Origin of the sequence: Variovorax sp. CCNWLW225, from assembly GCF_037204045.1 — a bacterium.
In the GTDB taxonomy this organism is placed as follows: domain Bacteria; phylum Pseudomonadota; class Gammaproteobacteria; order Burkholderiales; family Burkholderiaceae_C; genus Variovorax.
Genome location: NZ_JBBCBV010000001.1, coordinates 780,318 through 803,821 on the forward strand (window position 1 = coordinate 780,318; position 23,504 = coordinate 803,821).

23 protein-coding genes are annotated in these 23,504 nt (G+C 65.5%); 13 read left to right on the forward strand and 10 right to left on the reverse strand.

What is annotated here, in order from left to right; all coding sequences use genetic code 11:
- Window positions 1–6: 6 nt before the first annotated feature.
- From leuD to accD, 9 genes are all read left to right on the forward strand, one after another.
- Window positions 7–657 (forward strand): 3-isopropylmalate dehydratase small subunit, encoded by a 651-nt coding sequence (gene leuD, locus V9L20_RS03800; RefSeq protein ID WP_337295545.1) that lies wholly within the window; start codon window positions 7–9, stop codon window positions 655–657.
- Between the two features lie 37 nt (window positions 658–694).
- A complete protein-coding gene (gene leuB, locus V9L20_RS03805) occupies window positions 695–1,783 on the forward strand; it encodes a 3-isopropylmalate dehydrogenase (protein WP_258504774.1) in 1,089 nt (362 codons plus the stop codon).
- An 89-nt stretch (window positions 1,784–1,872) separates the two neighbouring features.
- Window positions 1,873–3,015: an aspartate-semialdehyde dehydrogenase gene (gene asd, locus V9L20_RS03810; protein ID WP_258504772.1), complete on the forward strand. Its 1,143-nt coding sequence runs from the start codon at window positions 1,873–1,875 to the stop codon at window positions 3,013–3,015.
- Between the two features lie 261 nt (window positions 3,016–3,276).
- Window positions 3,277–6,009, forward strand: coding sequence for a FimV/HubP family polar landmark protein (locus V9L20_RS03815; RefSeq protein WP_443098534.1), 2,733 nt, complete (start codon window positions 3,277–3,279; stop codon window positions 6,007–6,009).
- 27 nt (window positions 6,010–6,036) lie between these two features.
- A complete protein-coding gene (gene truA, locus V9L20_RS03820; RefSeq protein WP_157612822.1) occupies window positions 6,037–6,849 on the forward strand; it encodes a tRNA pseudouridine(38-40) synthase TruA in 813 nt (270 codons plus the stop codon).
- Entirely contained in the window at window positions 6,846–7,541 is a 696-nt protein-coding gene (locus V9L20_RS03825; RefSeq protein ID WP_337295547.1) for a phosphoribosylanthranilate isomerase, read from the forward strand. The genes truA and V9L20_RS03825 overlap by 4 nt, the downstream gene beginning before the upstream one ends.
- 49 nt (window positions 7,542–7,590) lie before the next feature.
- Entirely contained in the window at window positions 7,591–8,877 is a 1,287-nt protein-coding gene (gene trpB, locus V9L20_RS03830; RefSeq protein WP_337295548.1) for a tryptophan synthase subunit beta, read from the forward strand.
- A complete protein-coding gene (gene trpA / locus V9L20_RS03835) occupies window positions 8,877–9,722 on the forward strand; it encodes a tryptophan synthase subunit alpha (protein ID WP_337295549.1) in 846 nt (281 codons plus the stop codon). Before trpB ends, trpA begins: the two co-directional genes overlap by 1 nt.
- A 64-nt stretch (window positions 9,723–9,786) precedes the next feature.
- Window positions 9,787–10,659, forward strand: a complete 873-nt coding sequence (accD, locus tag V9L20_RS03840; protein WP_126745767.1) for an acetyl-CoA carboxylase, carboxyltransferase subunit beta — start codon at window positions 9,787–9,789, stop codon at window positions 10,657–10,659.
- Between the two features lie 22 nt (window positions 10,660–10,681).
- Here the strand turns inward: accD and V9L20_RS03845 are convergent, their stop codons facing one another.
- The gene (locus V9L20_RS03845; protein ID WP_126745766.1) at window positions 10,682–11,239 is read right to left on the reverse strand and encodes a YggT family protein; all 558 of its coding nucleotides are present in this window, start codon (window positions 11,237–11,239) and stop codon (window positions 10,682–10,684) included.
- A gap of 49 nt (window positions 11,240–11,288) precedes the next feature.
- Here V9L20_RS03845 and V9L20_RS03850 point away from each other — a divergent pair, with 49 nt between their 5' ends.
- The 4 genes from V9L20_RS03850 (at window position 11,289) to V9L20_RS03865 (ending at window position 15,423) form a co-directional block, all read left to right on the forward strand.
- The gene (locus V9L20_RS03850; protein ID WP_337295550.1) at window positions 11,289–11,936 is read left to right on the forward strand and encodes an LON peptidase substrate-binding domain-containing protein; all 648 of its coding nucleotides are present in this window, start codon (window positions 11,289–11,291) and stop codon (window positions 11,934–11,936) included.
- A gap of 123 nt (window positions 11,937–12,059) precedes the next feature.
- Window positions 12,060–13,622, forward strand: a complete 1,563-nt coding sequence (gene lysS / locus V9L20_RS03855) for a lysine--tRNA ligase (protein ID WP_337295551.1) — start codon at window positions 12,060–12,062, stop codon at window positions 13,620–13,622.
- 2 nt (window positions 13,623–13,624) lie between these two features.
- Entirely contained in the window at window positions 13,625–14,887 is a 1,263-nt protein-coding gene (locus V9L20_RS03860; protein WP_337295552.1) for an Hsp70 family protein, read from the forward strand.
- Entirely contained in the window at window positions 14,884–15,423 is a 540-nt protein-coding gene (locus V9L20_RS03865; protein WP_337295553.1) for a M48 metallopeptidase family protein, read from the forward strand. The genes V9L20_RS03860 and V9L20_RS03865 overlap by 4 nt, the downstream gene beginning before the upstream one ends.
- Before the next feature lie 7 nt (window positions 15,424–15,430).
- Here the strand turns inward: V9L20_RS03865 and nagZ are convergent, their stop codons facing one another.
- Genes nagZ through lepA form a run of 9 tightly spaced genes read right to left on the reverse strand, consistent with a single transcriptional unit; the run spans window position 15,431 to window position 23,340 of the window.
- Window positions 15,431–16,525 carry a beta-N-acetylhexosaminidase gene (gene nagZ / locus V9L20_RS03870; protein ID WP_337295554.1) on the reverse strand — a complete coding sequence of 365 codons (1,095 nt, stop codon included), beginning with the start codon at window positions 16,523–16,525 and terminating at the stop codon, window positions 15,431–15,433.
- Window positions 16,522–16,923, reverse strand: a complete 402-nt coding sequence (gene acpS / locus V9L20_RS03875) for a holo-ACP synthase (RefSeq protein ID WP_126745761.1) — start codon at window positions 16,921–16,923, stop codon at window positions 16,522–16,524. Before acpS ends, nagZ begins: the two co-directional genes overlap by 4 nt.
- Before the next feature lie 13 nt (window positions 16,924–16,936).
- On the reverse strand, window positions 16,937–17,701 hold the full coding sequence (locus tag V9L20_RS03880; protein WP_337295555.1) for a pyridoxine 5'-phosphate synthase: 765 nt from the start codon (window positions 17,699–17,701) through the stop codon (window positions 16,937–16,939).
- On the reverse strand, window positions 17,698–18,471 hold the full coding sequence (gene recO, locus V9L20_RS03885; protein WP_337295556.1) for a DNA repair protein RecO: 774 nt from the start codon (window positions 18,469–18,471) through the stop codon (window positions 17,698–17,700). The genes V9L20_RS03880 and recO overlap by 4 nt, the downstream gene beginning before the upstream one ends.
- A 1-nt stretch (window position 18,472) precedes the next feature.
- Entirely contained in the window at window positions 18,473–19,441 is a 969-nt protein-coding gene (gene era, locus V9L20_RS03890; protein ID WP_337295557.1) for a GTPase Era, read from the reverse strand.
- A gap of 7 nt (window positions 19,442–19,448) precedes the next feature.
- A complete protein-coding gene (gene rnc / locus V9L20_RS03895; protein WP_126745757.1) occupies window positions 19,449–20,135 on the reverse strand; it encodes a ribonuclease III in 687 nt (228 codons plus the stop codon).
- A gap of 17 nt (window positions 20,136–20,152) precedes the next feature.
- Entirely contained in the window at window positions 20,153–20,521 is a 369-nt protein-coding gene (locus V9L20_RS03900; RefSeq protein ID WP_126745756.1) for a DUF4845 domain-containing protein, read from the reverse strand.
- 31 nt (window positions 20,522–20,552) lie between these two features.
- Window positions 20,553–21,518: a signal peptidase I gene (gene lepB / locus V9L20_RS03905; RefSeq protein WP_157612811.1), complete on the reverse strand. Its 966-nt coding sequence runs from the start codon at window positions 21,516–21,518 to the stop codon at window positions 20,553–20,555.
- 10 nt (window positions 21,519–21,528) lie between these two features.
- On the reverse strand, window positions 21,529–23,340 hold the full coding sequence (gene lepA / locus V9L20_RS03910) for a translation elongation factor 4 (RefSeq protein WP_258504750.1): 1,812 nt from the start codon (window positions 23,338–23,340) through the stop codon (window positions 21,529–21,531).
- Window positions 23,341–23,504: the final 164 nt, after the last annotated feature.

Genomic DNA, 23,504 nt, shown 5'->3' on the forward strand with positions numbered 1-23,504 from the left:
ATTCACATGCAGAAATTCACCGTGCACAAGGGCCTCGTCGCCCCCATGGACCGCGAGAACGTCGACACCGACGCCATCATTCCGAAGCAGTTTCTGAAGTCGATCCGCAAGACCGGCTTCGGCCAGAACCTGTTCGACGAATGGCGCTATCTGGACGCCGGCTTTCCGGGCCAGGACCCGGCCAGCCGCAAGCCGAACCCCGACTTCGTGCTGAACCAGCCGCGCTACGCGGGCGCATCGATCCTTTTGGCGCGCAAGAACTTCGGCTGCGGTTCGTCGCGCGAGCACGCGCCGTGGGCGCTCGACCAGTACGGCTTTCGGGCGATCATTGCGCCGAGCTACGCCGACATCTTCTTCAACAACAGCTTCAAGAACGGCCTGCTGCCGATCGTGCTGCCTGAAGCGCAGGTGGCGCAGCTGTTCGACGAGACCTTTGCCTTCCCCGGCTATTCGCTGACCATCGACCTGGAACGCCAGGTGGTCGTAAAGCCCGACGGCGGCGAGTTTGCTTTCGACGTACAGGCCTTCCGCAAATATTGCCTCATCAACGGGCTGGACGACATCGGCCTGACACTGCGCCACAAGGACAAGATCAAGGCCTTCGAGGCCGAGCGGCTGGCGCAGAAGCCGTGGCTCGCGCACACGATGATCGCCTGAAGCTTCGCATCTCCAATTTCAAACCTCAGACCAACTTATGAAAATCGCAGTTCTCCCGGGTGACGGCATCGGCACCGAAATCGTGGCCGAAGCCATCCGCGTGCTCGACGCGCTCGACCTCTCGTTCGAAATGGAAACTGCGCTGGTCGGCGGCGCGGCCTACGAGGCGCATGGCCATCCGCTCCCCGAGTCGACGCTGAAGCTTGCGAAAGAAGCGGATGCGGTGCTGTTCGGCGCCGTCGGCGACTGGAAGTACGACAAGCTCGACCGACCGCTGCGTCCCGAGCAGGCAATTCTGGGCCTGCGCAAGAACCTCGGGTTGTTCGCCAATTTCCGCCCGGCCATCTGCTACGAGCAGCTGGTGGATGCATCGAGCCTCAAGCCCGAACTCATCGCGGGCCTGGACATCCTCATCATTCGCGAACTGACCGGAGACATCTACTTCGGCCAGCCGCGCGGCCGCCGCACCGCCGTGGACGGGCACTTTCCGGGCGCAGAAGAAGCCTTCGACACGATGCGCTATTCGCGCCCCGAGGTCGAGCGCATTGCCCGCGTGGCCTTCGAGGCGGCACGCAAGCGCAACAAGCGCGTGACCAGCGTCGACAAGGCCAACGTGCTCGAGACCTTCCAGTTCTGGAAGGACGTGGTGACCGAGGTCCACAAGGACTATCCGGACATCGAACTCGACCACATGTACGTCGACAACGCAGCCATGCAGCTCGTGAAGGCGCCGAAGAAATTCGACGTGATCGTCACCGGCAACATGTTCGGCGACATTCTCTCGGACGAGGCCGCCATGCTCACCGGCTCCATCGGCATGCTGCCCTCGGCCTCGCTCAATTCGAGCAACCAGGGCCTGTATGAACCCAGCCACGGCAGCGCGCCCGACATTGCCGGCAAAGGGGTTGCCAATCCTTTGGCTACAATACTGTCCGCTGCCATGATGCTCCGCTTTTCACTCAACCAAGCCGAAGCTGCCGACCGTATCGAGTCGGCGGTCAAGCACGTGCTCGCCTCCGGGCTGCGCACGGGTGACATCTGGTCAGAAGGTACGAAGCGCGTCGGCACCCGTGAGATGGGCGACGCGGTTGTTGCAGCAATCACCAAAAAGACGATTACCGGCTAACCGCAGCCCGCTTCGTCACGCCCCTCCCCGGCTCGACGAGTCGGGGGCAAAAAAGACAATTTCTTTCTTTTTCACAAGGGCAAACTGAAATGGCGAACGCATCTCAACCTCTGGTCGGCCTTGTAGGCTGGCGCGGCATGGTCGGCTCGGTCCTGATGGACCGCATGCAGGCCGAAGGCGACTTCGGGCTCATCGAGCCGCTGTTCTTCTCGACCTCCAACGCCGGCGGCAAGGCCCCGGCCATGGCCAGGAACGAGACCGCGCTGAAGGATGCGAACGACATCGACGCACTGAAGAAGTGCGACATCATCATCACCTGCCAGGGCGGCGACTACACCAGCGAGGTGTTCCCCAAGCTGCGCGCTGCGGGATGGAGCGGCCACTGGATCGACGCTGCTTCCACGCTGCGCATGAACAACGACGCGGTCATCGTGCTCGACCCCGTCAACCTGCCGGTCATCCAGAACGCGCTCGCCAACGGCGGCAAGAACTGGATCGGCGGCAACTGCACCGTGAGCTGCATGCTCATGGGCGTGGGCGCCCTCTACAAGGCGGGCCTGGTCGAGTGGATGACCAGCATGACCTACCAGGCTGCCTCGGGCGGCGGTGCGCAGCACATGCGCGAGCTGCTGACGCAGTTCGGCACCCTGAACGCCGAAGTGCGCGCGCTGCTGGACGACCCGAAGTCGGCCATTCTCGAAATCGACCGCAAGGTACTGCACAAGCAGCAGAACCTCAGCGCCGCCGAAACTGCCAACTTCGGCGCCCCGCTGGGCGGCTCGCTGATTCCCTGGATCGACAAGGACCTGGGCGACGGCACCTCCAAGGAAGAATGGAAGGCCGGCGCGGAAACCAACAAGATTCTTGGCCAGGGCGCAGGCTTCGGTACCGCCGCCGTGCCGGTCGACGGCTTCTGCGTGCGCATCGGCGCGATGCGCTGCCATAGCCAGGCATTGACCTTCAAGCTCAAGAAGGACGTGCCGCTGGCAGACCTCGAGGCCATGATCGCGGCCGACAACCAATGGGCCAAGGTGGTGCCGAACACCCGCGAAGCCAGCCTCAAGGACCTGACGCCGGTGGCCGTCACGGGCACCATGGACATCCCGGTGGGCCGCATCCGCAAGCTTGCAATGGGCCCTGAATACGTCGGCGCTTTCACCATCGGCGACCAGCTGCTGTGGGGCGCGGCCGAACCGCTGCGCCGCATGCTGCGCATCTTGCTCGAGGCTTGATGGGGGCGCGCCGGCTCACCATAAGCCCGAAATGTTGCTTAACAGCAACGGAAGATGTGTGCGTAAGTATGCGCGTACTGGGTAGAACAGGCGCAGCGCCTTGTCAGTACCCGGTGTTGGTGCTAACGTCCTCTTACAATTTCTGGGCCTGAGCCGCCCCCTATCAGCATGACAAGACATCTGTTGCCCGCGGCCCGCCCATCGGCCGCTCGCCCTTCTCTGCCTTTGAAAGGTCTCCGCCTTTCCGTCCTCGGTGCCGCCATGGCGGTTGCCTTGGGCGTTGCGAGCACCGATGCGAGCGCTTTTGCACTGGGCCAACTGAAGGTGCAATCGGCACTGGGCGAACCCCTTCGCGCTGAAATCGACGTGACCGAAATGGCGGCCGCCGAAGCGGACAGCCTGAAGATCAACGTTGCCAGCGCCGACGCCTTCAAGAACGCGGGCGTTCCGTACAACGCGGCCTTGAGCGACGTGAAGGCGACGCTGCAGCGCCGCGCCGGCGGCCAGTACGTGGTGCGCCTCACGGGTACCCGTCCGCTCAACGATCCCTTCATCGACCTGTTGCTCGAAGCCAACGGCTCGTCGGGCCGCATGGTGCGCGACTACACGGTGCTGCTCGACCCGCCCGTGACGCGCCAGGCAGCGCCGAGCGCGCCGATTTCTCCTTCTACCCCGCAGATCGGCACAGCCCCGGCGGAACGCCCGGGCCAGGCAGCAGCCCGCACGCGCCGCGAGCGCGCACCTGTCGCACCCGTCACCGCACCGCCGGCCGCCGCGCCCGCACCTGCTGCGCCGGCTGCCCCAGCCCCCAGCGCCGCGGCGCCGATTCGTCCGACAAGCGGCGAGCAGGTGACGGTGCAGCGCGGCGACACCGCCAGCAAGATCGCCGGAGCCCACAAGTCCGCCGACGTCTCGCTCGACCAGATGCTGGTGGCGCTCCTGCTCTCCAACCCCGATGCGTTCATCGGCGGCAACGTCAACCGCATCAAGGCCGGCGCAGTGCTCGACCTGCCGAGTGCAGCCGAGGCCGGTGCCATTCTTCCCGCGGAAGCGAAGCGCACCATCACCGCGCAAAGCCGCGACTTCGGCGCCTACCGCCAGCGCCTGGCAGAGAACGCGCCCACAGCCAACGTGGCCGCTGCCAGCCGCAATGCGTCGGGCAAGGTGCAAGCCAATGTCGAAGACCGCAACGCCACCGCAAGCGCACCCGACAAGCTGACGATCTCCCAAGGCAGCGCGGCTGCCCGTGCGGCCGACGAGAAGGTCGCGCAGGCACGACAGGCGCAGGAGAGCAACAACCGCGTTGCGGAGCTTTCCAAGAACATCAACGACCTGGCCAAGCTCAAGGCGGCCACCGGTTCGGCCGCTCCCGCCACGGGCGCGGCGCCCGCACCGGTACCGGCCACGCCGGGCATTCCGGTTCCCAATCCGGGCGTAGCCGCCACGGCATCGCCGACGGCGGCCAGCCCGGCGCCAGCGCCCGCTGCGGCTGCGGCGCCTGTCGCTCCCGCGGCTCCGGCTGCAGCGCCTGCTGCTCCAGCTGCAGCGCCCGCCACAGCACCGGCCGCTGCTTCGGCCCCGGCAGAAGCTTCCGCGCCCGTCGCGGCAGCAACGCCCGCAACCGCTCCCACCGCCGCGGCCCCTGACGCCAACGCGTCGGCTGAAACCATGCCCGGCGCTCCCGCGGCTGCCGCGAGCGCCGCCGCACCTGCACCGGCGCCCAAGCCGGTGGTCAAGGCAGCCCCGCCGCCGCCCCCGGTCGAGCGCAGCTTCCTCGACGAGTTGATGGAGAACCCGCTGATGCTGGCCGGCGCGGCGCTGATCGCGCTGCTGATCGGCTTCCTGCTCTACCGCGTGCTGGGCCGCCGGCGCGAGGAAATGAGCGAAAGCGTGTTCCTCGAAAGCCGCATTCCCAAAGACTCGTTCTTCGGCGCAAGCGGCGGCGAATCGGTCGACACCAAGCACCGCGGCGATTCCACGGTTTCGTCGCTGTCGTACTCGCCGAGCCAGCTCGACGCGGGCGATGTCGACCCCGTGGCCGAGGCCGACGTGTACCTTGCCTATGGCCGCGACCTGCAGGCCGAGGAAATCCTCCGCGAGGCACTGCGCGTCAATCCGGACCGCACGGCCATTCACCTCAAGCTGCTCGAAATCCACGCCAAGCGCCGCGACGTCCGGGCCTATGAAGGCCTGGCGACCGAAGTGCACAAGCTGACCAACGGCACCGGCTCCGACTGGAACCGCGTGGTCGAAATGGGCAAGGACCTCGATCCGGGCAATCCGCTGTACGAGTCCGGTACGGCCCGGGGCGGCGTGAGCGCGGCCGAAAGCGCCGCATTTGCCGGCGCCCTGGCTACCGCGGCCAAGCCTGCTGCCGCAACGCCTCCGGCCGCAGCGCCCGCCCCCGTGGCAGCTGCTGTCGCCGCGCCAGCCTTCGTGCCGTCCGTCGCACCGCTGGACTTCGACTTGGACCTGAGCCAGCCGGCCGCACTCGCACCGAGCCCCGCTCCGGTGAGCGCCAGCCTGCCGAAGACGGCCTACGCCCCCGCCGCATCCGCTCCCCTGTCCAACGGACATGCGCATGCACCGGCACCGGTCGACCTCGAAAACGATTTCGACACCGCTCCTGGCGCGCTGGCTCCGATCAGCCGCCCCGCGGGATTGAACGACGCCGACGACAACACCCGCCCGGCAACGCTGCGCAGCGGCAACAACCTTCCTGCGGATTCGGGCTTCATCGAATTCGACATGAGTGCACTGGCCGGCCTTCCCGCCCGCCCGGTGGCCGGCACCGCTGAGGCCACCCGCCCCGCTGCGGCCATGCCGCAAGACGACGGCGACGACAGCCCCCACGCGGTCAAGCTGTCGCTGGCCCGCGAGCTGCAGGCCATCGGCGACGTCGAAGGCGCCCGCTCGCTGGTGGAAGAAGTCGAAGCCGAAAGCGCCGGCGACCTCAAGTCGCAGGCAAGGCAACTGCTCGCCGAGCTGCGCTGAGCGGCGTTTTCCCCTGTTCCTGAATTCGTGAGGCTGGCGCTAGGCATCCGCTACAACGGCCAGGCGTACGAGGGCTGGCAGAGCCAGCGCTCGGGCCGCACGGTTCAAGACAAGCTGGAAGCGGCGCTCGGCAAATTCGCCGCGCAGCCCATCGGCACGCTGTGCGCCGGCCGCACCGACGCCGGCGTGCATGCGCTGATGCAGGTGGTGCACTTCGACACCGACGTGGAACGCGAACCCTTCTCCTGGATGCGCGGCACCAACCGCTACCTGCCCGACGACATCGCCGTGCAGTGGGCGCATCCGGTGCCCGACGAATTCCATTGCCGCGCCAGCGCCCTGGCCCGCCGCTACCTTTACGTGCTCTCGCAATCGCCCGTGCGGCCCAGCCTCGACTCGGGCCGGGTCGGCTGGTCGATGCATGCGCTCGACGGCGACGCCATGCGCGCGGCCGCCGCCCTGCTGGTGGGCAAGCACGACTTCAGCTCGTTTCGCGCCTCGGCCTGCCAGGCGCGCTCTCCGGTGAAGGACCTGCGGCGCATCGAGATCACGCGCCATGGCACAGGCGACCGCTGCCGCTGGCACTTCGAATTCGAGGCCGATGCCTTCCTGCACCACATGATCCGCAATTTGATGGGCTGCCTGGTGCGCATCGGCCGCGGCGACGAGCGACCCGAATGGATCACGGAAGTGCTCGAGGCGCGCAGCCGCAAGGTGGCGGCGCCCACCTTCTCTGCCGACGGGCTGTACTTTCTGGGGCCTTTGTACGACGCCAAGTGGGGTCTGCCGGCTGAGGCCACGCTGCAGGCCGGCGGTGCTCCTTATGATGGGCCGCCATGACGTCGCCCCGCACCCGCATCAAGATCTGTGGCCTCACGCGTGAAGCCGACGTCGATGCCGCGGTCGACGCGGGCGCAGATGCGGTCGGCTTCGTGCTCTATCCCAGGAGCCCCCGCGCCATAACAGCGGCTCGCGCCGCGGAACTGGCTTCGCGCCTTCCCCCCTTCATCACGCCGGTGCTGCTGTTCGTCAACGAGGCTGCTCCTGAAGTCGTAGCATCCCTCGCACGTGTGAGAGGATCGATCGCGCAATTTCATGGCGAGGAAACGCCGGCACAATGCGAAGAATCCGCCGGCCACGGCCGCTTTCGCTACATGCGCGCCGCGCGTATTCCGCTGGGGGCTGCCGGAGCGGGCTTCGACCTCGTAAAATACGCTTCCGATTACTCCCACGCCCAGGCCATCCTGCTCGACGCCCATGTCGAAGGTTATGGCGGTGGCGGCAAGGCATTCGATTGGTCACTTCTTCCACCCGCCGTCGACGCTCACCTCGTCTTGAGTGGTGGGCTCACACCTGCAAACGTGAGCGATGGCATTCGCATCCTGCGGACGCGCTGCAAGACGCTGTCCGTTGATGTGAGCTCGGGCGTCGAAATCGACGGCCCGGGAAACAAGGGCCTGAAGGACGCCGAAAAAATCCGGCAATTCGTCGCCGCCGTGAGAGCGGCGGACGCCTCGTCCTTCTCCAGTTAGCCGCCGCACCCGATCGTGATTTCGGGCTGCGGCCCAACGATCGAGAACCATGCAAAGCCAATTTCAGGACTACCAGCAACCCGACGCCACCGGCCATTTCGGCAACTACGGCGGCACCTTCGCGAGCGAAACGCTCACCCACGCGATCAACGAACTGCGCGATGCGTACGCCAGGTTCAAGGACGATCCGGCGTTTCTGGCCGAATTCCACTACGAGCTGAAGCACTTCGTCGGCCGGCCCTCCCCCATCTACCACGCGGCCCGCACCAGCCGTGAGATGGGCGGTGCGCAGATCTACCTGAAGCGCGAAGACCTCAACCACACCGGCGCGCACAAGATCAACAACGTGATCGGCCAGGCGATGCTCGCGCGGCGCATGGGCAAGCCCCGTGTCATCGCTGAAACCGGCGCGGGCCAGCACGGCGTGGCCACGGCCACCATCTGCGCGCGCTACGGGCTCGAATGCGTGGTCTACATGGGCAGCCAGGACGTGAAGCGCCAGAGCCCCAACGTCTACCGCATGAACCTGCTCGGCGCGACCGTGGTGCCGGTGGAATCGGGCAGCAAGACGCTGAAGGACGCGCTCAACGAAGCCATGCGCGACTGGGTGACCAACGTGGAAAACACGTTCTACATCATCGGCACCGTGGCAGGCCCGCACCCCTACCCGACGATGGTGCGCGACTTCCAGAGCGTGATCGGCACCGAATGCATCGAGCAGATGCCCGCCATACTCGCGGCCGACGGCATTACCGGCGAGGCCGAGGGCAAGCAGCCCGACGTGGTGGTCGCTTGCGTAGGCGGCGGCAGCAATGCGATCGGCATCTTCCATCCCTACATTCCGTTTGCCGGCACCCGGCTTATCGGCGTCGAAGCAGCCGGCGAAGGCCTGGACAGCGGCAAGCACGCGGCATCGATCCTGCGCGGCAGCCCGGGCGTGCTGCACGGCAACCGGACCTACCTGCTGCAGAACGAAGACGGCCAGATCACCGAAACCCACAGCATCAGCGCCGGTCTCGATTACCCGGGCGTGGGCCCCGAGCATGCGCACCTGGCCGACATCGGCCGCGCGGAATACGTGGGCATCACCGACACCGAAGCGCTCGAAGCTTTTCACCACCTGTGCCGAACCGAGGGCATCATTCCGGCCCTCGAATCGAGCCACGCCGTGGCCTACGCGATGAAGCTCGCCAAGACCATGCGGCCGGACCAATCGATCCTGGTCAACCTCTCTGGCCGCGGCGACAAGGACATCGGCACCGTGGCCGACCTGTCGGGCGTCGACTTCTACGACCGGCCCTCGATGCGCGGCCTGAGCGTGAAAGGAGGCAAGTGATGAGCCGCATTGCCGCCACCTTCGACGCACTGAAAAAAGACGGCCGCCGCGCGCTGATTCCCTACGTTACCGCCGGATTTCCCTTCGCTGACATCACGCCCGAGCTGATGCACGGCATGGTTGAAGCCGGTGCCGATGTGATCGAGCTGGGCGTGCCGTTCTCCGACCCCATGGCCGACGGCCCGGTGATCCAGAAAGCCGGCGAAGCGGCGCTGGCGTTGGGCGTCGGCATGAAGCAGGTGCTGGCCATTGTCACTGCCTTCCGCCAGAAGGACACCACCACGCCCGTGGTGCTGATGGGCTACGCCAATCCGGTCGAGCGCTATGACCTTGTGCACGGCAAGAAGGCCTTCATCCGCGATGCATCCGCCGCGGGCGTCGACGGGCTGCTGGTGGTCGACTACCCGCCCGAGGAATGCGAAGACTTCGCCGCGGAGCTCAGGGCCGCGAACATCGACCTGATCTTTCTGCTGGCCCCCACCAGCACCAACGAGCGCATGGCGCAGGTCGCGCGCATTGCGAGCGGCTATGTCTACTACGTCTCACTCAAGGGCGTGACAGGCGCCGGCCACCTCGACACCGAGGCTGTCGGCCAGATGATCCCGCGCATCCGCGAGCATGTGAACATTCCCGTCGGCGTGGGCTTCGGCATTCGCGACGCGCGCACCGCCCAGGCGGTGGGATCGGCCGCCGATGCGGTCGTGATCGGCACCAAGATCATCCAGCTGATCGACGGACAGCCGCGTGAAAAGGTCGTGCCCGCGGTACGCGAATTTCTCGCCGGAATCCGAGAGGCGCTGGACGCCTTGCCTGCCGCTACCCCCAAGAACGCGGCTGGCAGATAATCGCCGCTGCCCTCACCCAGCCCCTTTTCCGCATTGCGGAAGAGGGGAGCTAATTCGGAGTCCTATGAGCTGGCTTGAAAAACTGCTACCCGCCAAGATCGCACAAACCGACCCGTCGGAGCGCCGCCAGGTGCCCGAGGGCCTGTGGATCAAATGCCCCGCCTGCGAAACGGTTCTCTACAAGACCGATCTCGAGCACAACCAGAATGTCTGCCCTAGCTGCAGCCATCACCACCGCATCGGCGCCCGCGCACGGCTCGACGCCTTCCTCGACGCGGAAGGCCGCTATGAACTCGGCCAGGAAGTGCTCCCCGTCGACGCGCTGAAGTTCAAGGACAGCCGCCGGTACCCCGAGCGGCTCAAGGAAGCGCTCGAGAACACCGGCGAAACTGACGCGCTGGTCGTCATGGGCGGCTCGGTCCACAGCATCAGCGTGGTCGTGGCCTGCTTCGAATTCGAATTCATGGGCGGCAGCATGGGCAGTGTGGTCGGCGAGCGCTTCGTGCGCGGTGTCGAAACGGCCATCGAGCAGAAGGTGCCGTTCATCTGCTTCACCGCAACCGGCGGTGCGCGCATGCAGGAAGGCCTGTTGTCGCTGATGCAAATGGCCAAGACCAACGCGGCGCTCACGCGTCTTGCGAAGAAGGGCCTGCCCTACATCAGCGTGCTGACCGACCCCACCATGGGCGGCGTTTCGGCCGGCTTCGCCTTCGTGGGCGACGTGGTCATTGCGGAGCCCAAGGCGCTCATCGGCTTTGCCGGCCCGCGCGTGATCGAATCGACCGTGCGCGTGACGCTGCCTGAAGGCTTCCAGCGCGCGGAGTTCCTGCAGACCAAGGGCGCCATCGACTTCATCAGCGACCGCCGCGAGCTGCGCAAGACCATTGCGAGCACGCTGGCCATGCTGCTGCGTCAGCCGGCCGACGCAGTCATCTGACAAGAATCCTGCCGGAAGGGCCTCAACCCAACCGGTAGGCCCAGACCAGCAGGTTGCCCAGCACGATGGCAATCACCTGCAGCACCACGATGGCGGCCAGGGGCGACAGGTCCACGCCGCCAATCAGCGGAATGAAGCGCCGAAAGGGCCGCACCAGCGGCTCGGCCAATCGCGAGATGAGGTCGAGCAGCATCGGCGACGCGCCCGGTATCCACGACAGCACGGCATAGACCACCAGCAGCGCGGTAAGGCCCGACACCGCGAGCTGCATCAGCCCCACCAGCGACACCAGCGGCAAGGCCGCGATACGTCCCAGGTTGCCGATCAGCAGCCACAGCAGCAGGAACTTCACGATCACCAGCAGCCACGCCGCGATGGCGCTCGCCAGGTCCCAGCGCTTGACCGACGGCACGATGCGGCGCAGCGGCAGCACGATCCAGTCGGTAATCGCAAACACGAAGCGCCCGAGCGGATTGCCGAAAGGCACCCGGTGGTACTGCATGTAAAGGCGCAGCAGGCAGGCGCCGCCGAGCAGGCCGACGATCACGTCGAGAAGAAACGAGGGGATCTGGTAGAGCATGGGGCAGGGTCGTGAGCGGAATGCGATGATAGCCATGCAAGGTTCTTCGATGACGACACAGCCCCTTTTGCATTCACTGCCATTGTTCCCGCTCGGTACGGTTCTGTTCCCGGGCGGCGTGCTTCCACTGCGTATTTTCGAGGTACGTTATCTCGACATGGTGGGCAAGTGCCGCAAGGCCGATGCACCGTTCGGCGTGGTCAGCCTCACGAGCGGCAGCGAAGTGCGCAAGGCCGGTGCCGATGCGGAAAGCTTTGCGGCCATCGGCACGCTGGCCGTCATCCGCGAATTCGATTCGCCGCAAAGCGGCCTGCTCCAGATCGAATGCGTCGGCACGCAGCGGTTCCGGGTTCGCCGCACCGAGTTGCAGAAATACGGCTTGTGGGTGGCCGAAGTCGAAGCAGTGATTGCAGACACCGCCATCGAAATTCCCGACGACCTCCAGCACACCGCCACGGCACTCCGGCGCCTGGTCGACACGCTCGAAGAACGCCGCCGCGCGCGGGGCGCGGAAACAGTGCGCCTGCCCATCGGCGAGCCCTACCAGTTCAACGATTGCGGCTGGGTTGCCAACCGCTGGTGCGAACTGGTGCCCATGCAACTCGAACTGCGGCAACGGCTCATGGAGCTCGAGAGCCCGCTGATGCGGCTCGAACTGGTCAGCGATCTGCTCGCGCGCGCGGGCATCACTGGATAGTTCGCTACTTTTTTCATAGCGTATCGCACAGGATTGGCGGGCACTAGAGGCCGGTTTCATTCGAACCCTATCGGCTAAAATGGCGGGTTGCGCACGCTCCCGTTGCGCCCTCCTCCGCTCTCCATGTCCGACCACCTGATCCCTTCCATTCCCACGCCCGCTGCGGCTCCGGCTTCCGCACCCGCCGTCGACGACAACCAGCTCATCGCCGAACGCCGCGAAAAGCTCAAGCTGATGCGCGCCGCACAGGCCGAAGGCAAGGGCGTCGCGTTTCCGAACGACTTCAAGCCGGGCCATCGTGCGGCTGCGCTGAGCGAGGCGCACGGCGCCACCGAAGCCGAAGCGCTCGAAGCGCAAGCCGTCTCGGTTAGCGTGGCGGGCCGCATGATGCTCAAGCGCGTGATGGGCAAGGCCAGCTTTGCGACGCTGCAAGACGCCACGAGCCGCATCCAGCTCTACGTGACGCGCGACGCGGTCGGCGAAGAGGCGTACGCCGAGTTCAAGCGCTGGGACCTGGGCGACATCGTCGGCGCCGAAGGCACGCTGATGAAGACCAAGACCGGCGAGCTCTCGGTCAAGGTGACCAAGCTGCGCCTGCTCACCAAGAGCCTGCGTCCGCTGCCCGACAAGTTCCACGGCATGGCCGACCAGGAGCAGAAGTACCGCCAGCGCTACGTCGACCTGATCACCGACGAATCGGCGCGCGTGCGCTTCACCGCTCGCAGCAAGGCCGTGAGCGCGCTGCGCGAGTTCATGGTGGCCAACGACTTCCTCGAAGTCGAAACGCCCATGCTGCATCCGATTCCGGGCGGTGCCAATGCCAAGCCGTTCAAGACGCACCACAACGCACTCGACCAGGAGATGTTCCTGCGCATCGCGCCGGAGCTGTACCTCAAGCGCCTGATCGTCGGCGGCTTCGAGCGCGTGTTCGAAATCAACCGGAGCTACCGCAACGAAGGCATCTCGGTGCGGCACAACCCCGAGTTCACCATGATGGAGTTCTACGCGGCCTACTGGAACTACCGCGACCTGATGGACTTCACCGAAACGCTGATCCGCACCATTGCCGACAAGGCCGTGGGCACGCAGCAGCTCACCTACCAGGGCAAGCCGGTCGACCTGACGCAGCCCTTCGAGCGCCTGACGATCCGCGAAGCCATCCTCAAGTACACGGACGCCGGTACCGGCGTCGATGACAGCACCTGGCTCATCAACGCCCTGCGGAAGATCGGCCTGAGCGAAGAGAAGGACAAGCTCTCGCAGCGCAGCTTGGCCAGCCTGCAGGTGATGTACTTCGAAGAGACGGTGGAAGAGAAGCTCTGGCAGCCGACCTTCATCATGGAGCACCCCACCGAGATCTCGCCGCTGGCGCGCGCCAACGACGAGCGGCCCGAGGTTACCGAGCGCTTCGAGCTCTACATCACGGGCCGCGAGTTCGGTAACGGCTTCAGCGAGCTCAACGACGCCGAAGACCAGGCCGCCCGTTTCAACGCGCAGGTGGCCGCGAAGGACAGCGGCGACGACGAAGCCATGTACTACGACCACGACTTTGTGCGCGCGCTCGAATACGGCATGCCGCCCACCGGCGGCTGCGGCATCGGCATCGACCGGCTGATGATGCTGCTGACGGATTCGCCGAGCATCCGCGACGTGATCCTGTTCCCGGCGCTGCGCAGGGAATCTTGAGCGTGAAGTTACCGTCGTCGCTGCCGACGATCGGCATCGACTTCGGCACCTCCAATTCCGCCGTGGCCTGCCGGGTCGACGGCGTGGCCCGCCTGCTGCCCATCGAAGGTGCGGCCACCACGCTGCCCACCGCAATCTTCTTCAACGCCGAAGACCGCACCACGCACTTCGGCCGCGATGCGGTTGCGCTCTACCTCGCGGGTGTCGAAGGCCGCCTGATGCGTTCGCTGAAGAGCCTGCTCGGCAGCGCGCTGATGCAGGAAAAAACGGCCATCTACGACGGGCTCGTGAGCTTCGAGGACATCATCGCCCGCTTCTTGCGCGAGCTGGCCGCGCGGGCCGGCCGTGAACTGGGCGGGGTGCCCGAGCGCGTTGTCATCGGCCGCCCGGTTCATTTTGTCGACGACGATTCGAAGCGCGACGAGCGCGCGGAGGAAAGCCTGCGCCACGCGGCGCGCGCGGCGGGGTTTCGCGACATCGCTTTTCAGCTCGAACCGATTGCGGCGGCCTTCGACTACGAGCAGCGCATCACGAAAGAGTCGCTGGTGCTGATCGTCGACGTGGGCGGCGGCACTTCCGACTTCACCGTGGTGCGCGTCGGACCCGACCGCGCCGCGCGTGAAGACCGCAGCGACGATGTGCTGGCCACCAGCGGCGTGCACATCGGCGGCACCGACTTCGACCAGCGCCTGAACCTCGACCGCGTCATGCCGGAATTCGGCTTTCGCCACACGGGCCCGCAGGGGCGCGAAGTGCCGAGCAAGGTGTTCTTCGAGCTTTCGTCCTGGCACCTGATCAACTGGCTGTATGCCGCCAAGGCGGTACGGCAGGCGAAGGACCTGCGCACGAGCTACAGCGATGTGCGGCTGCACGACCGGCTGATGGCGGTACTCGAAGAACGGCACGGACACCGCATTGCCAGCGAAGTGGAGCAGGCGAAGATCGACACCTCGGTAAATGATGTGCCCACGGCCATCGATCTGTCGTGCGCCGAACCAGGCCTGGTCGCCACGCTCTCGCCCGCCGACATGACTCAGCAGCTCTCGCCGTTGCTCGACAGCGTGATTGCCTGCGCCCACGCCTGCGTCAAGCGCGCCGGGCTGCGCAGCGGCGATCTCGACGCCATCTACCTGACCGGCGGCTCTTCGGCCCTGCGGCCATTCCAGCAGGCCTTGCGCAAGAGCTTTGCCGGCGTGACGCTCGTCGAAGGCGACCTGTTCGGCGGCGTGGCCACCGGGCTCGCCTGCGCCGGATCGGCTGCATGAAGTATCTCGCGGGCTATCCGCCCACGCTGCTGGCCCAGGTCCGGCAACTGGTCGAAACCGAAGGGCTCGCGCCGTTGCTGCGCAGCCGCTATCCCGGCCCCATGCACGAGGTGCAGACGGACCGCGCGCTTTATGAGTACGTGAGCGAGCTCAAGAGCGACTTCATGCGCAAGGCGCCGCCGCTCTCCAAGGTGGCGTTCGACAGCAAGCTGCATGTGATCCGCAATGCGCTCGGCACGCACACCACCGTTTCACGCGTGCAGGGCAGCAAGCTCAAGACCAAGCGCGAGATTCGCGTGGCGACCCTGTTCAAGGAGGTGCCGCTCGAGTGGCTGCGCATGATCGTGGTCCACGAGCTCGCGCACATGAAGGAGCGCGACCATGACAAGAGCTTCTATGCGCTGTGCGAACACATGGAGCCCAGCTACCACCGGCTGGAATTCGATGTCCGGCTGTACCTGACGCACCTGGATTCGGGCGGCGAACGCCTGTGGACGAACTCGCCGCCGCCTCCGGTCGAGGGCAAGGCCCCGTAGCCAGGCCTCAGGCGCTGGCCAGGCCGGCCTTCGCCAGTACTTGCCTTGCCTGCCTGTATCCCGTCGAGCCGACGAGCGCATTCCAGCCGGCGTGCGGCGCTTCGGGAAGCAGCCCCCGCCGACGCGCCTCGCTAGCGGCTTCGGGCTGCCAACGCCCTGTCTTGGCTGCGTCGCCAAACTCGTCGAGCAGCTCATCGAGCGCCCGTCCTTCGCCGATGCTCTGGTTGCACAGCATCGCCAGGTCGCAGCCCGCATCGAGCGCCGCCAGCGCGGCATCGGCATAGCTCAGCAGCCGGCCGTCGATGTAGCGCCCGGCCTCCATGCTCAGGTCATCGCTGAAGATCGCGCCGTCGAAAGCGAGCCGGGTGCGCAACACATCTTTCAGCCATTTCGAAGAGAACCCGGCAGGCCGCTTGTCCACCTTCGGGTAGATCACGTGCGCCGGCATCACCGCTGTGAGCGCTCCCGACAGCCAGTCGAACGGCCGCGCATCGTCTTCCAGGATCGCCTTCAGGCCGCGGCGGTCGACCGGAATCTCGACGTGCGAATCGGCCGTGACGAAGCCATGTCCCGGAAAGTGCTTGCCGCAGTTGCGCATGCCCATCTGCAGCATGCCGTGCATCACGCTCTTTGCCAGCAGCGCCACCACCCGGGGGTCGCGGTGAAAGCTGCGGTCGCCAATGACGCTGCTGCCGCCGTGGTCGAGGTCGAGCACCGGCGCAAAGCTGAAGTCGACGCCGCAGGCGCGCAGCTCGCCCGCAAGCACCTGGCCCGCTGCCGTTGCGGCCTGCGTGGCGCGCATCGCGTCGCGCATCCACAGCTCGCCCAGGGCGCGCATCGAGGGCAGGCGCGTGAAGCCGTCGGTACGAAACCGCTGAACGCGGCCGCCTTCGTGATCGACGCAAATCAGCAGATCGGGGCGAATGGCCTTCAACTCTGCATTGAGCGCGGTCATCTGTGCACGGCTCTGCCAGTTGCGGGCGAAATGGATCACGCCACCGACCAAGGGGTTTGCTACCCGGCGGCGATCCGCATCATTGAGTTCCGTGCCCGCCACATCGATGATCAGCGGCGCGTGAAGGGTTGTCGTTGCCAGGGTCATGCCTCGTTCTTGTATTCGACCACGACGAAGCTCGCGGCATATTCGGTTTCGTCGGTCACCGTCACGTGCGCCGTGAGGCCCTTGGCCTCGAACCACTCCTTGAGCTCACCATGCAGCACGATGACGGGCTTGCCGCTGCGCAGGTTCGCAATCTCGCACAGGCGCCAGGTCATCGGCATGCGCATGCCCAGGCCGATGGCCTTGCTGAAGGCCTCCTTGGCGGAAAAGCGGGTGGCCAGATAACTCAGGCCGCGCTTGGGCCAGCGCTCGCTGCGGGCCTTCCACACTGCGAACTCGGCATCGCTGAGCACCCGGTGGGCAAAGCGCTCGCCCTGCCGCTCGAAGGTGGCGGCGATGCGACGCAGGTCGCAGATGTCGGTACCAATGCCGTAGATCATGCCGCTGGAGCGCTCACTTGGCTTCGTCGATGCAGCGCAGGTACTCCCGCGTGGTGGCCGCGTAGCCCAATTCGAGCGCATCGGCGATGAAGGCGTGGCCGATCGAGACCTCCTGGACGCCGCGCACGGCACGCAGGAAAGCCGTGAGGTTGTCGCGGCTCAGGTCATGGCCCGCGTTGACGCCAAGGCCCGCAGCCTGCGCCGCACGCGCCGATTCGACATAGCGCGCAAGCACGGCTGCTTCGTTCGAAGTGCCGCGCGATGCGGCATAGCCCTCGGTGTACAGCTCGACACGATCGGCACCCACGGCCTTCACCGCAGCCATCATCTCGGGAATCGGGTCCATGAACAGGCTCACGCGGACGCCCAGGGCCTTGGCCTCGGCAATCACCGGGCGCAGGCGCTCGGCGTCTTCGGGAAAGCTCCAGCCATGGTCGCTGGTCGATTGCGATTCGCTGTCGGGCACAAAGGTGGCTTGGTGCGGCTTGAGCTCGCGCACGAAGTCCATCAGGTTGTGGAACGGATTGCCCTCGATGTTGAACTCGATGCCCGGCCAGTCCTTTGCAAGCAGCGCGGAGAGGTCGCTCACGTCGTGCGCGCGGATATGGCGCGCGTCTGGCCGCGGATGCACCGTGATGCCCTGTGCACCGGCGGCAAGGCAGGCGTTGGCAGCCTTCAGCACGCTCGGAATGCCCAGGTGGCGCGTGTTGCGCACAAGGGCCACCTTGTTCAGGTTGACCGACAGCGAGGTGGTAGCGGAATGGCCGGGAGTGCTCATAGGGCTTGCAAATCTCTCATCATCTGCCGCGTGCGCAGCGTGGACACACCGCAATGGTAGTTGAGCAAGGCGCGCAGCTGGTTTCTGAGGGCACTGTTGCTGCCGGCGTTCATGGTGGCCACCTCTCGCAGCGTGGCGGTGAAGGGGGCGCGGTCGTCGAGAACGCCTTGCAGCGATTGCCAATCGGCACCGGCCAAGGCCGCCTCGCCCTCGCCCGCCAGCCGCAAGCCGGCTTCCGGCACCAAGCTGTAGCGTGCATCGGCCACGAGCGGTTCGAGCGTGAGGGTCTGCGCATCGAGCGACGGCAAGAGGCCCACTTCGCGCAGCAGCAGCAGCTCGAAAGCCCGCAGCGCCGCGGCCTGGGTTGCGGCCTGCGCGCCGGCGTGGTCGCCCGCCAGCACCTGCACCACGCCCGCGTAGGCGTCGAACAGCGCCTCATGGGCATCGTCCCGCGCCAGCAGGCGCAGCAGCAGTTCGTTGACGTAGTAGCCCGAGAGCAGCGCCTCGCCTGTCGGCATGACGTGGCCGCCCATCCACTCGGCGCCCTTGAGCGTGCGGATCTCGGCGTCGCCGCCATAGTTGAGCTGCAGCGGCTGCAGCGGCAGCAGCACGGGCCTGAAGTTGGAGCTCGGCCGCTTCGCCCCCTTGGCCACGAGCGCGATGCGCCCGTGGTGGCGGGTGAAGACCTCGAGGATCAGGCTCGACTCGCTCCAGTCGTAGCGATGGAGCACATACGCCGGTTCATGCGAAACGCGGTGGGCAGTTGCCACTTCATTCGTAACCGAACGAGCGCACGCGGGCTTCGTCGTCGGCCCAGCCGGAGCGCACCTTCACCCACAGTTCGAGGAAAACCTTGGCATCGGCCAGCTTCTCGAGCTCGACCCGGGTTTCCATGCCGATGCGCTTGATGCGCTCGCCCTTGTCGCCGATCACCATGGCCTTGTGCCCGTCGCGCTCGACCACGATGGTGGCGGCAATGCGCAGCAGGCGCTTCTGGCCCTTTTTCTGCGGCGGCTCTTCCTCGAACTTGTCGATGATCACGGTCGAGGTGTAGGGCAACTCGTCGCCGGTCAGCCGGAACAGTTTTTCGCGCACCAGCTCGCCGGCAAGGAATTTCTCGCTGCGGTCGGTGAGCTCGTCCTCTGCGTAGAACCAGGGCTGTTCAGGCAGGTATTTTTCGCAGATGCCGAACAGCCGTTCGACGTCCTTGGAGTTCTTGGCCGACATCGGCACGAACTCGGCGAAGGGGTGCTTCGCCTGCATGGTCTGCAGCCAGGGCGCGATATCGCCGCGGCGGTGCACGTTGTCGAGCTTGTTGGCCAGCAGCACGGTCGGAATACCCTTGCCGAGCAGCTTGAGCACCCGCTCGTCGGCCGGCGTGAAGCTGCCCGCCTCGACCACGAAAAGAATCAGGTCCACATCGCCGACCGCGCCCTGCACCGTCTTGTTGAGCGACTTGTTCAGCGCATTGGCGTGCAGGGTCTGGAAACCCGGCGTATCGACGAACACGAACTGCGTGGCACCGATGGTGCGCATGCCCGTGATGCGGTGCCGCGTGGTCTGCGCCTTGCGCGAGGTAATACTGATCTTCTGGCCCACCAGCGCGTTGAGCAGCGTCGACTTGCCCACGTTGGGCTTGCCGACAATGGCCACCAGGCCGCAGTGCTGCGGCCCCGTTGTACCCGTACCGCCCGCTGCGTCTTCGGGGTTTTCTGCTGCTGAATTTGTAACGTCGTTCATTCTGGTTTCACGCGGCCCCGCGTGCCTTGAGCCGGATCAACATGGCCGCCGCGGCAGCCTGCTCGCCGGCGCGGCGCGAGCCACCGATGCCGCGTTCGCGCAGGCCCAACTCCGGCACCTCGCACTCGACATCGAAAGTCTGTTTGTGCGCGGCGCCGAGCGTGGCCGCTACGCGGTACACCGGCAACTTCATTTTGTGGCCCTGGAGCCATTCCTGCAATTCGGTCTTCGGGTCCTTGGCGGCCGCTTCCATGCGTGGATTGATCTCCACGGACTCATAGAGGCGGCGCACCAGCGCCTCGGCGGCCGCAAAGCCCGCGTCGAGATAGACCGCGCCGATCAGCGCTTCAAGGGCATCGGCCAGGATCGAAGGCCGGTTGGGCCCGCCGGAACGCGCTTCGCCCTCCCCGAGCCGAAGCAGCGGCGACAGCTGCAGTTCGAGCGCCAGGCGGTGCAGCGTGTCCTGCTTGACCAGGTTGGCCCGCACGCGCGACAGATCGCCTTCGGGCAGGGCCGATAAACGGGTGTAGAGCAGGTGCGAAACCGCGAGGTTGAGCACCGAGTCGCCGAGAAACTCCAGGCGCTCGTTGTGGTCAGCCGAAAAACTGCGGTGCGTGAGCGCGAGCTGAAGCAGCCGCGTGTCGGAGAACGAATGCTTGAGGCGCTCCTGCAGCGCTACGAGGCCGCCGTCCACCTTGCGTGTCGCCGCGTTCAGCGGGTCTCGCCTTTGTACTTGAGCACTAGGTAGGCCGGGCCGAACAGCGGAATTTCCCGCTCGTAGGCATACGACACGACGACCTTGTCGCCGACCTTCTTGATGTCGAGGTCCTTGCCCGAAACGGACTTGAAGTCGTCGATGGCTTGGGCCCGGTCGAAGATGGCGCGCACTTCGGGCACGGTGGTGCCTTCCTTGGCCTTGTTGGCGGCCTTGTCGATGGCCTGGTATTCGATCAGCGTCGGAATGACCTGCGCGATGACCACGCCCAGGCAACCCAGCACCACGGCGACAAACACCAGACCGATGAACGAGATGCCGCGCTGGTGCGCGGCCCTGCTGCGGATGGACCGATTTGTTCTCATGCCCTCTTACCCCTCGAACAATGCTGATTACTTATTGAAATGGACCGATGCGACCCAGATCGCCGAAGTTCATCCACACAAAGAACGCCCTGCCCACGATGTTCTTGTCCGGCACGAAACCCCAGAACCGGGAGTCCGCCGAATTATCGCGGTTGTCGCCCATCATGAAGTAATTGCCGGCGGGCACCTTGCACACCACGCCTTCGACCGAATAGCGGCAGTTTTCGCGGTAGGGAAAGTCGGTGGCACCCTGGACGAAAGCCGGGCCGGCATCGTCGTTGAGGAGCCTGTGCTGCTTGCCGCCGAGGTCTTCGGTGAACTGCTTGAGCAGGCGCATCGAGTCGCCGTCGAGGTAGTCGGGCATCGGGTTCTTGGAAACCGGCTGTCCGTTGATCGTGAGCTTCTTGTTCAGGTAGGCCACCTCGTCGCCCGGAATGCCGACCACGCGCTTGATGTAGTCCATGCTGGGCTTGGGCGGGTAGCGGAACACCACCACGTCGCCGCGCGCCAGCGGCGTGCCGTCGGTGATCTTGGTGTTGATGACCGGCAGCCGGAGGCCGTAGGTGAACTTGTTGACCAGGATCAGGTCGCCGGTGAGGAGCGTCGGCATCATCGAACCCGACGGGATCTTGAAGGGCTCGTACAGGAACGAGCGCAGCAGGAACACCACCAGGATCACCGGGAACAGCCCGGCCGTCCAGTCGAGCCACCACGGCTGCATGAGCAGGCGCTCGCTCGCCTTGGCGTCGACCGTGTCGACCTGCGTGATGCCCTGGCCGGCCAGGCGGGCGTTGCGTTCGCTCAGCGAAGCCTCGAGCGCGGCGGCGGCGCGTTCGCGCCGCGGCAGGAAGTAGAAGCGCTCAGCCAACCAGTAGAGCCCGGTGACCACGGTGGCGCAGAACAGAAGCAGCGCGAAGTTGCCTTCGATGGCACCAAAGTACCAGGCACCGACGTAGCCGGTGAAGGCCGCGAGGACCAGAGTAGTAATGAATGCCATTTTTTGAGAATCAGTCTTCGACTTGCAGAATCGCGAGGAAGGCCTCTTGCGGGACCTCGACGGAGCCGATCTGCTTCATTCTTTTCTTGCCCGCTTTCTGCTTCTCGAGCAGCTTCTTCTTGCGGGTGATGTCGCCGCCGTAGCACTTGGCAAGAACGTTCTTGCGCAGCGCCTTGATTGTCTCACGCGCAATGATGTTCACCCCGATGGCCGCCTGGATGGCAACGTCGAACATCTGGCGCGAAATGATCTCGCGCATCTTCGACACCACCGCCCGGCCGCGGTACTGCGACTGGGTGCGGTGCACGATGATGGACAGCGCGTCGACCTTCTCGCCGTTCAGCAGGATGTCGACCTTGACCACGTCGGACGCGCGGTACTCCTTGAACTCGTAGTCCATGGAGGCGTAGCCGCGGCTCACCGACTTCAGCTTGTCGAAGAAGTCGAGCACGATTTCGCCGAGCGGCATTTCGTAGGTCAGCATGACCTGGCGGCCGTGGTAGGCCATGTTCATCTGCACGCCGCGCTTCTGGTTGGCCAGCGTCATCACCGCGCCCACGTATTCCTGCGGCATGTAGAGGTGCACGGTGACGATCGGCTCGCGAATCTCGCTCATCTTGCCGACGTCGGGCATCTTGGACGGGTTCTCGACCATGATGACTTCGCCGTCGTTGCGCACCACCTGGTACACCACGCTCGGCGCGGTGGTGATCAGGTCCTGGTCGAACTCGCGCTCGAGGCGCTCCTGCACGATCTCCATGTGCAGCAGGCCCAGGAAGCCGCAGCGGAAGCCGAAGCCCAGCGCCTGGCTCACCTCGGGCTCGTAGCGCAGCGACGAGTCGTTGAGCTTGAGTTTTTCGAGCGCGTCGCGCAGCGAGTCGTACTCGCTGGCTTCGGTCGGGTAGAGGCCGGCAAACACCTGCGGCTGGATTTCCTTGAAGCCCGGCAGCGCCTCGGTGGCGGTGGCGGCCGCGCCGCCCGTGCCCGGCTTGATGAGCGTCACGGTGTCGCCGACCTTGGCGGCCTGCAGCTCCTTGATGCCCGCGATGATGTAGCCCACCTCGCCCGCTTCGAGCGACGCGCGCGGTTCGTTGGCCGGCGTGAACACGCCGATGTTGTCGGCGTTGTACATCGCGCCGGACGCCATCATCTTGATGCGCTCGCCCTTCACCAGCCGGCCGTCCACCACGCGCACCAGCATGACCACGCCCACGTAGGGATCGAACCAGCTATCGACGATCATCGCGCGCAGCGGGCCGTCGGGGTTGCCGCGCGGCGGCGGCATCTTGTGCACGATGGCTTCGAGGATCTCCTCGATGCCGAGACCTGTCTTGGCGGAACACGGAATCGCATCGGTCGCGTCGATGCCGATCACGTCTTCGACTTCCTTGCGCGCGTTGTCGGGGTCCGCGTTCGGCAAGTCCATCTTGTTGAGCACCGGCACCACTTCCACACCGAGGTCGAGCGCGGTGTAGCAGTTGGCCACTGTCTGCGCTTCGACACCTTGCGATGCATCGACGACAAGCAGCGCACCTTCGCACGCCGACAACGAGCGGCTCACTTCATAAGAGAAGTCGACGTGGCCCGGCGTGTCGATCAGATTGAGGTTGTAGACCTGTCCGTCGAGCGCCTTGTAATGCAGCGCAGCGGTCTGCGCCTTGATGGTTATCCCACGCTCTTTTTCGATGTCCATCGAGTCGAGCACCTGCGCTTCCATATCGCGTTCCGCGAGACCGCCGCAACGCTGGATCAAGCGATCGGCGAGCGTCGACTTGCCGTGATCGATGTGCGCAATGATCGAAAAATTTCTGATGTGATTCATCAACGGGAACGCTTAAGTACTTGAATTGGCTCGTGCGCAGAGTGCGACAGGCAAGAAAAAAGGGCGCGTCTTCTGGAGACGCGCCCTGAACCAACAAGCAATGGCAACTGCAGTAGTTGGAACTTCATTGTAGGCAAAAAGGGAGGCACGTACATCCGGGGACA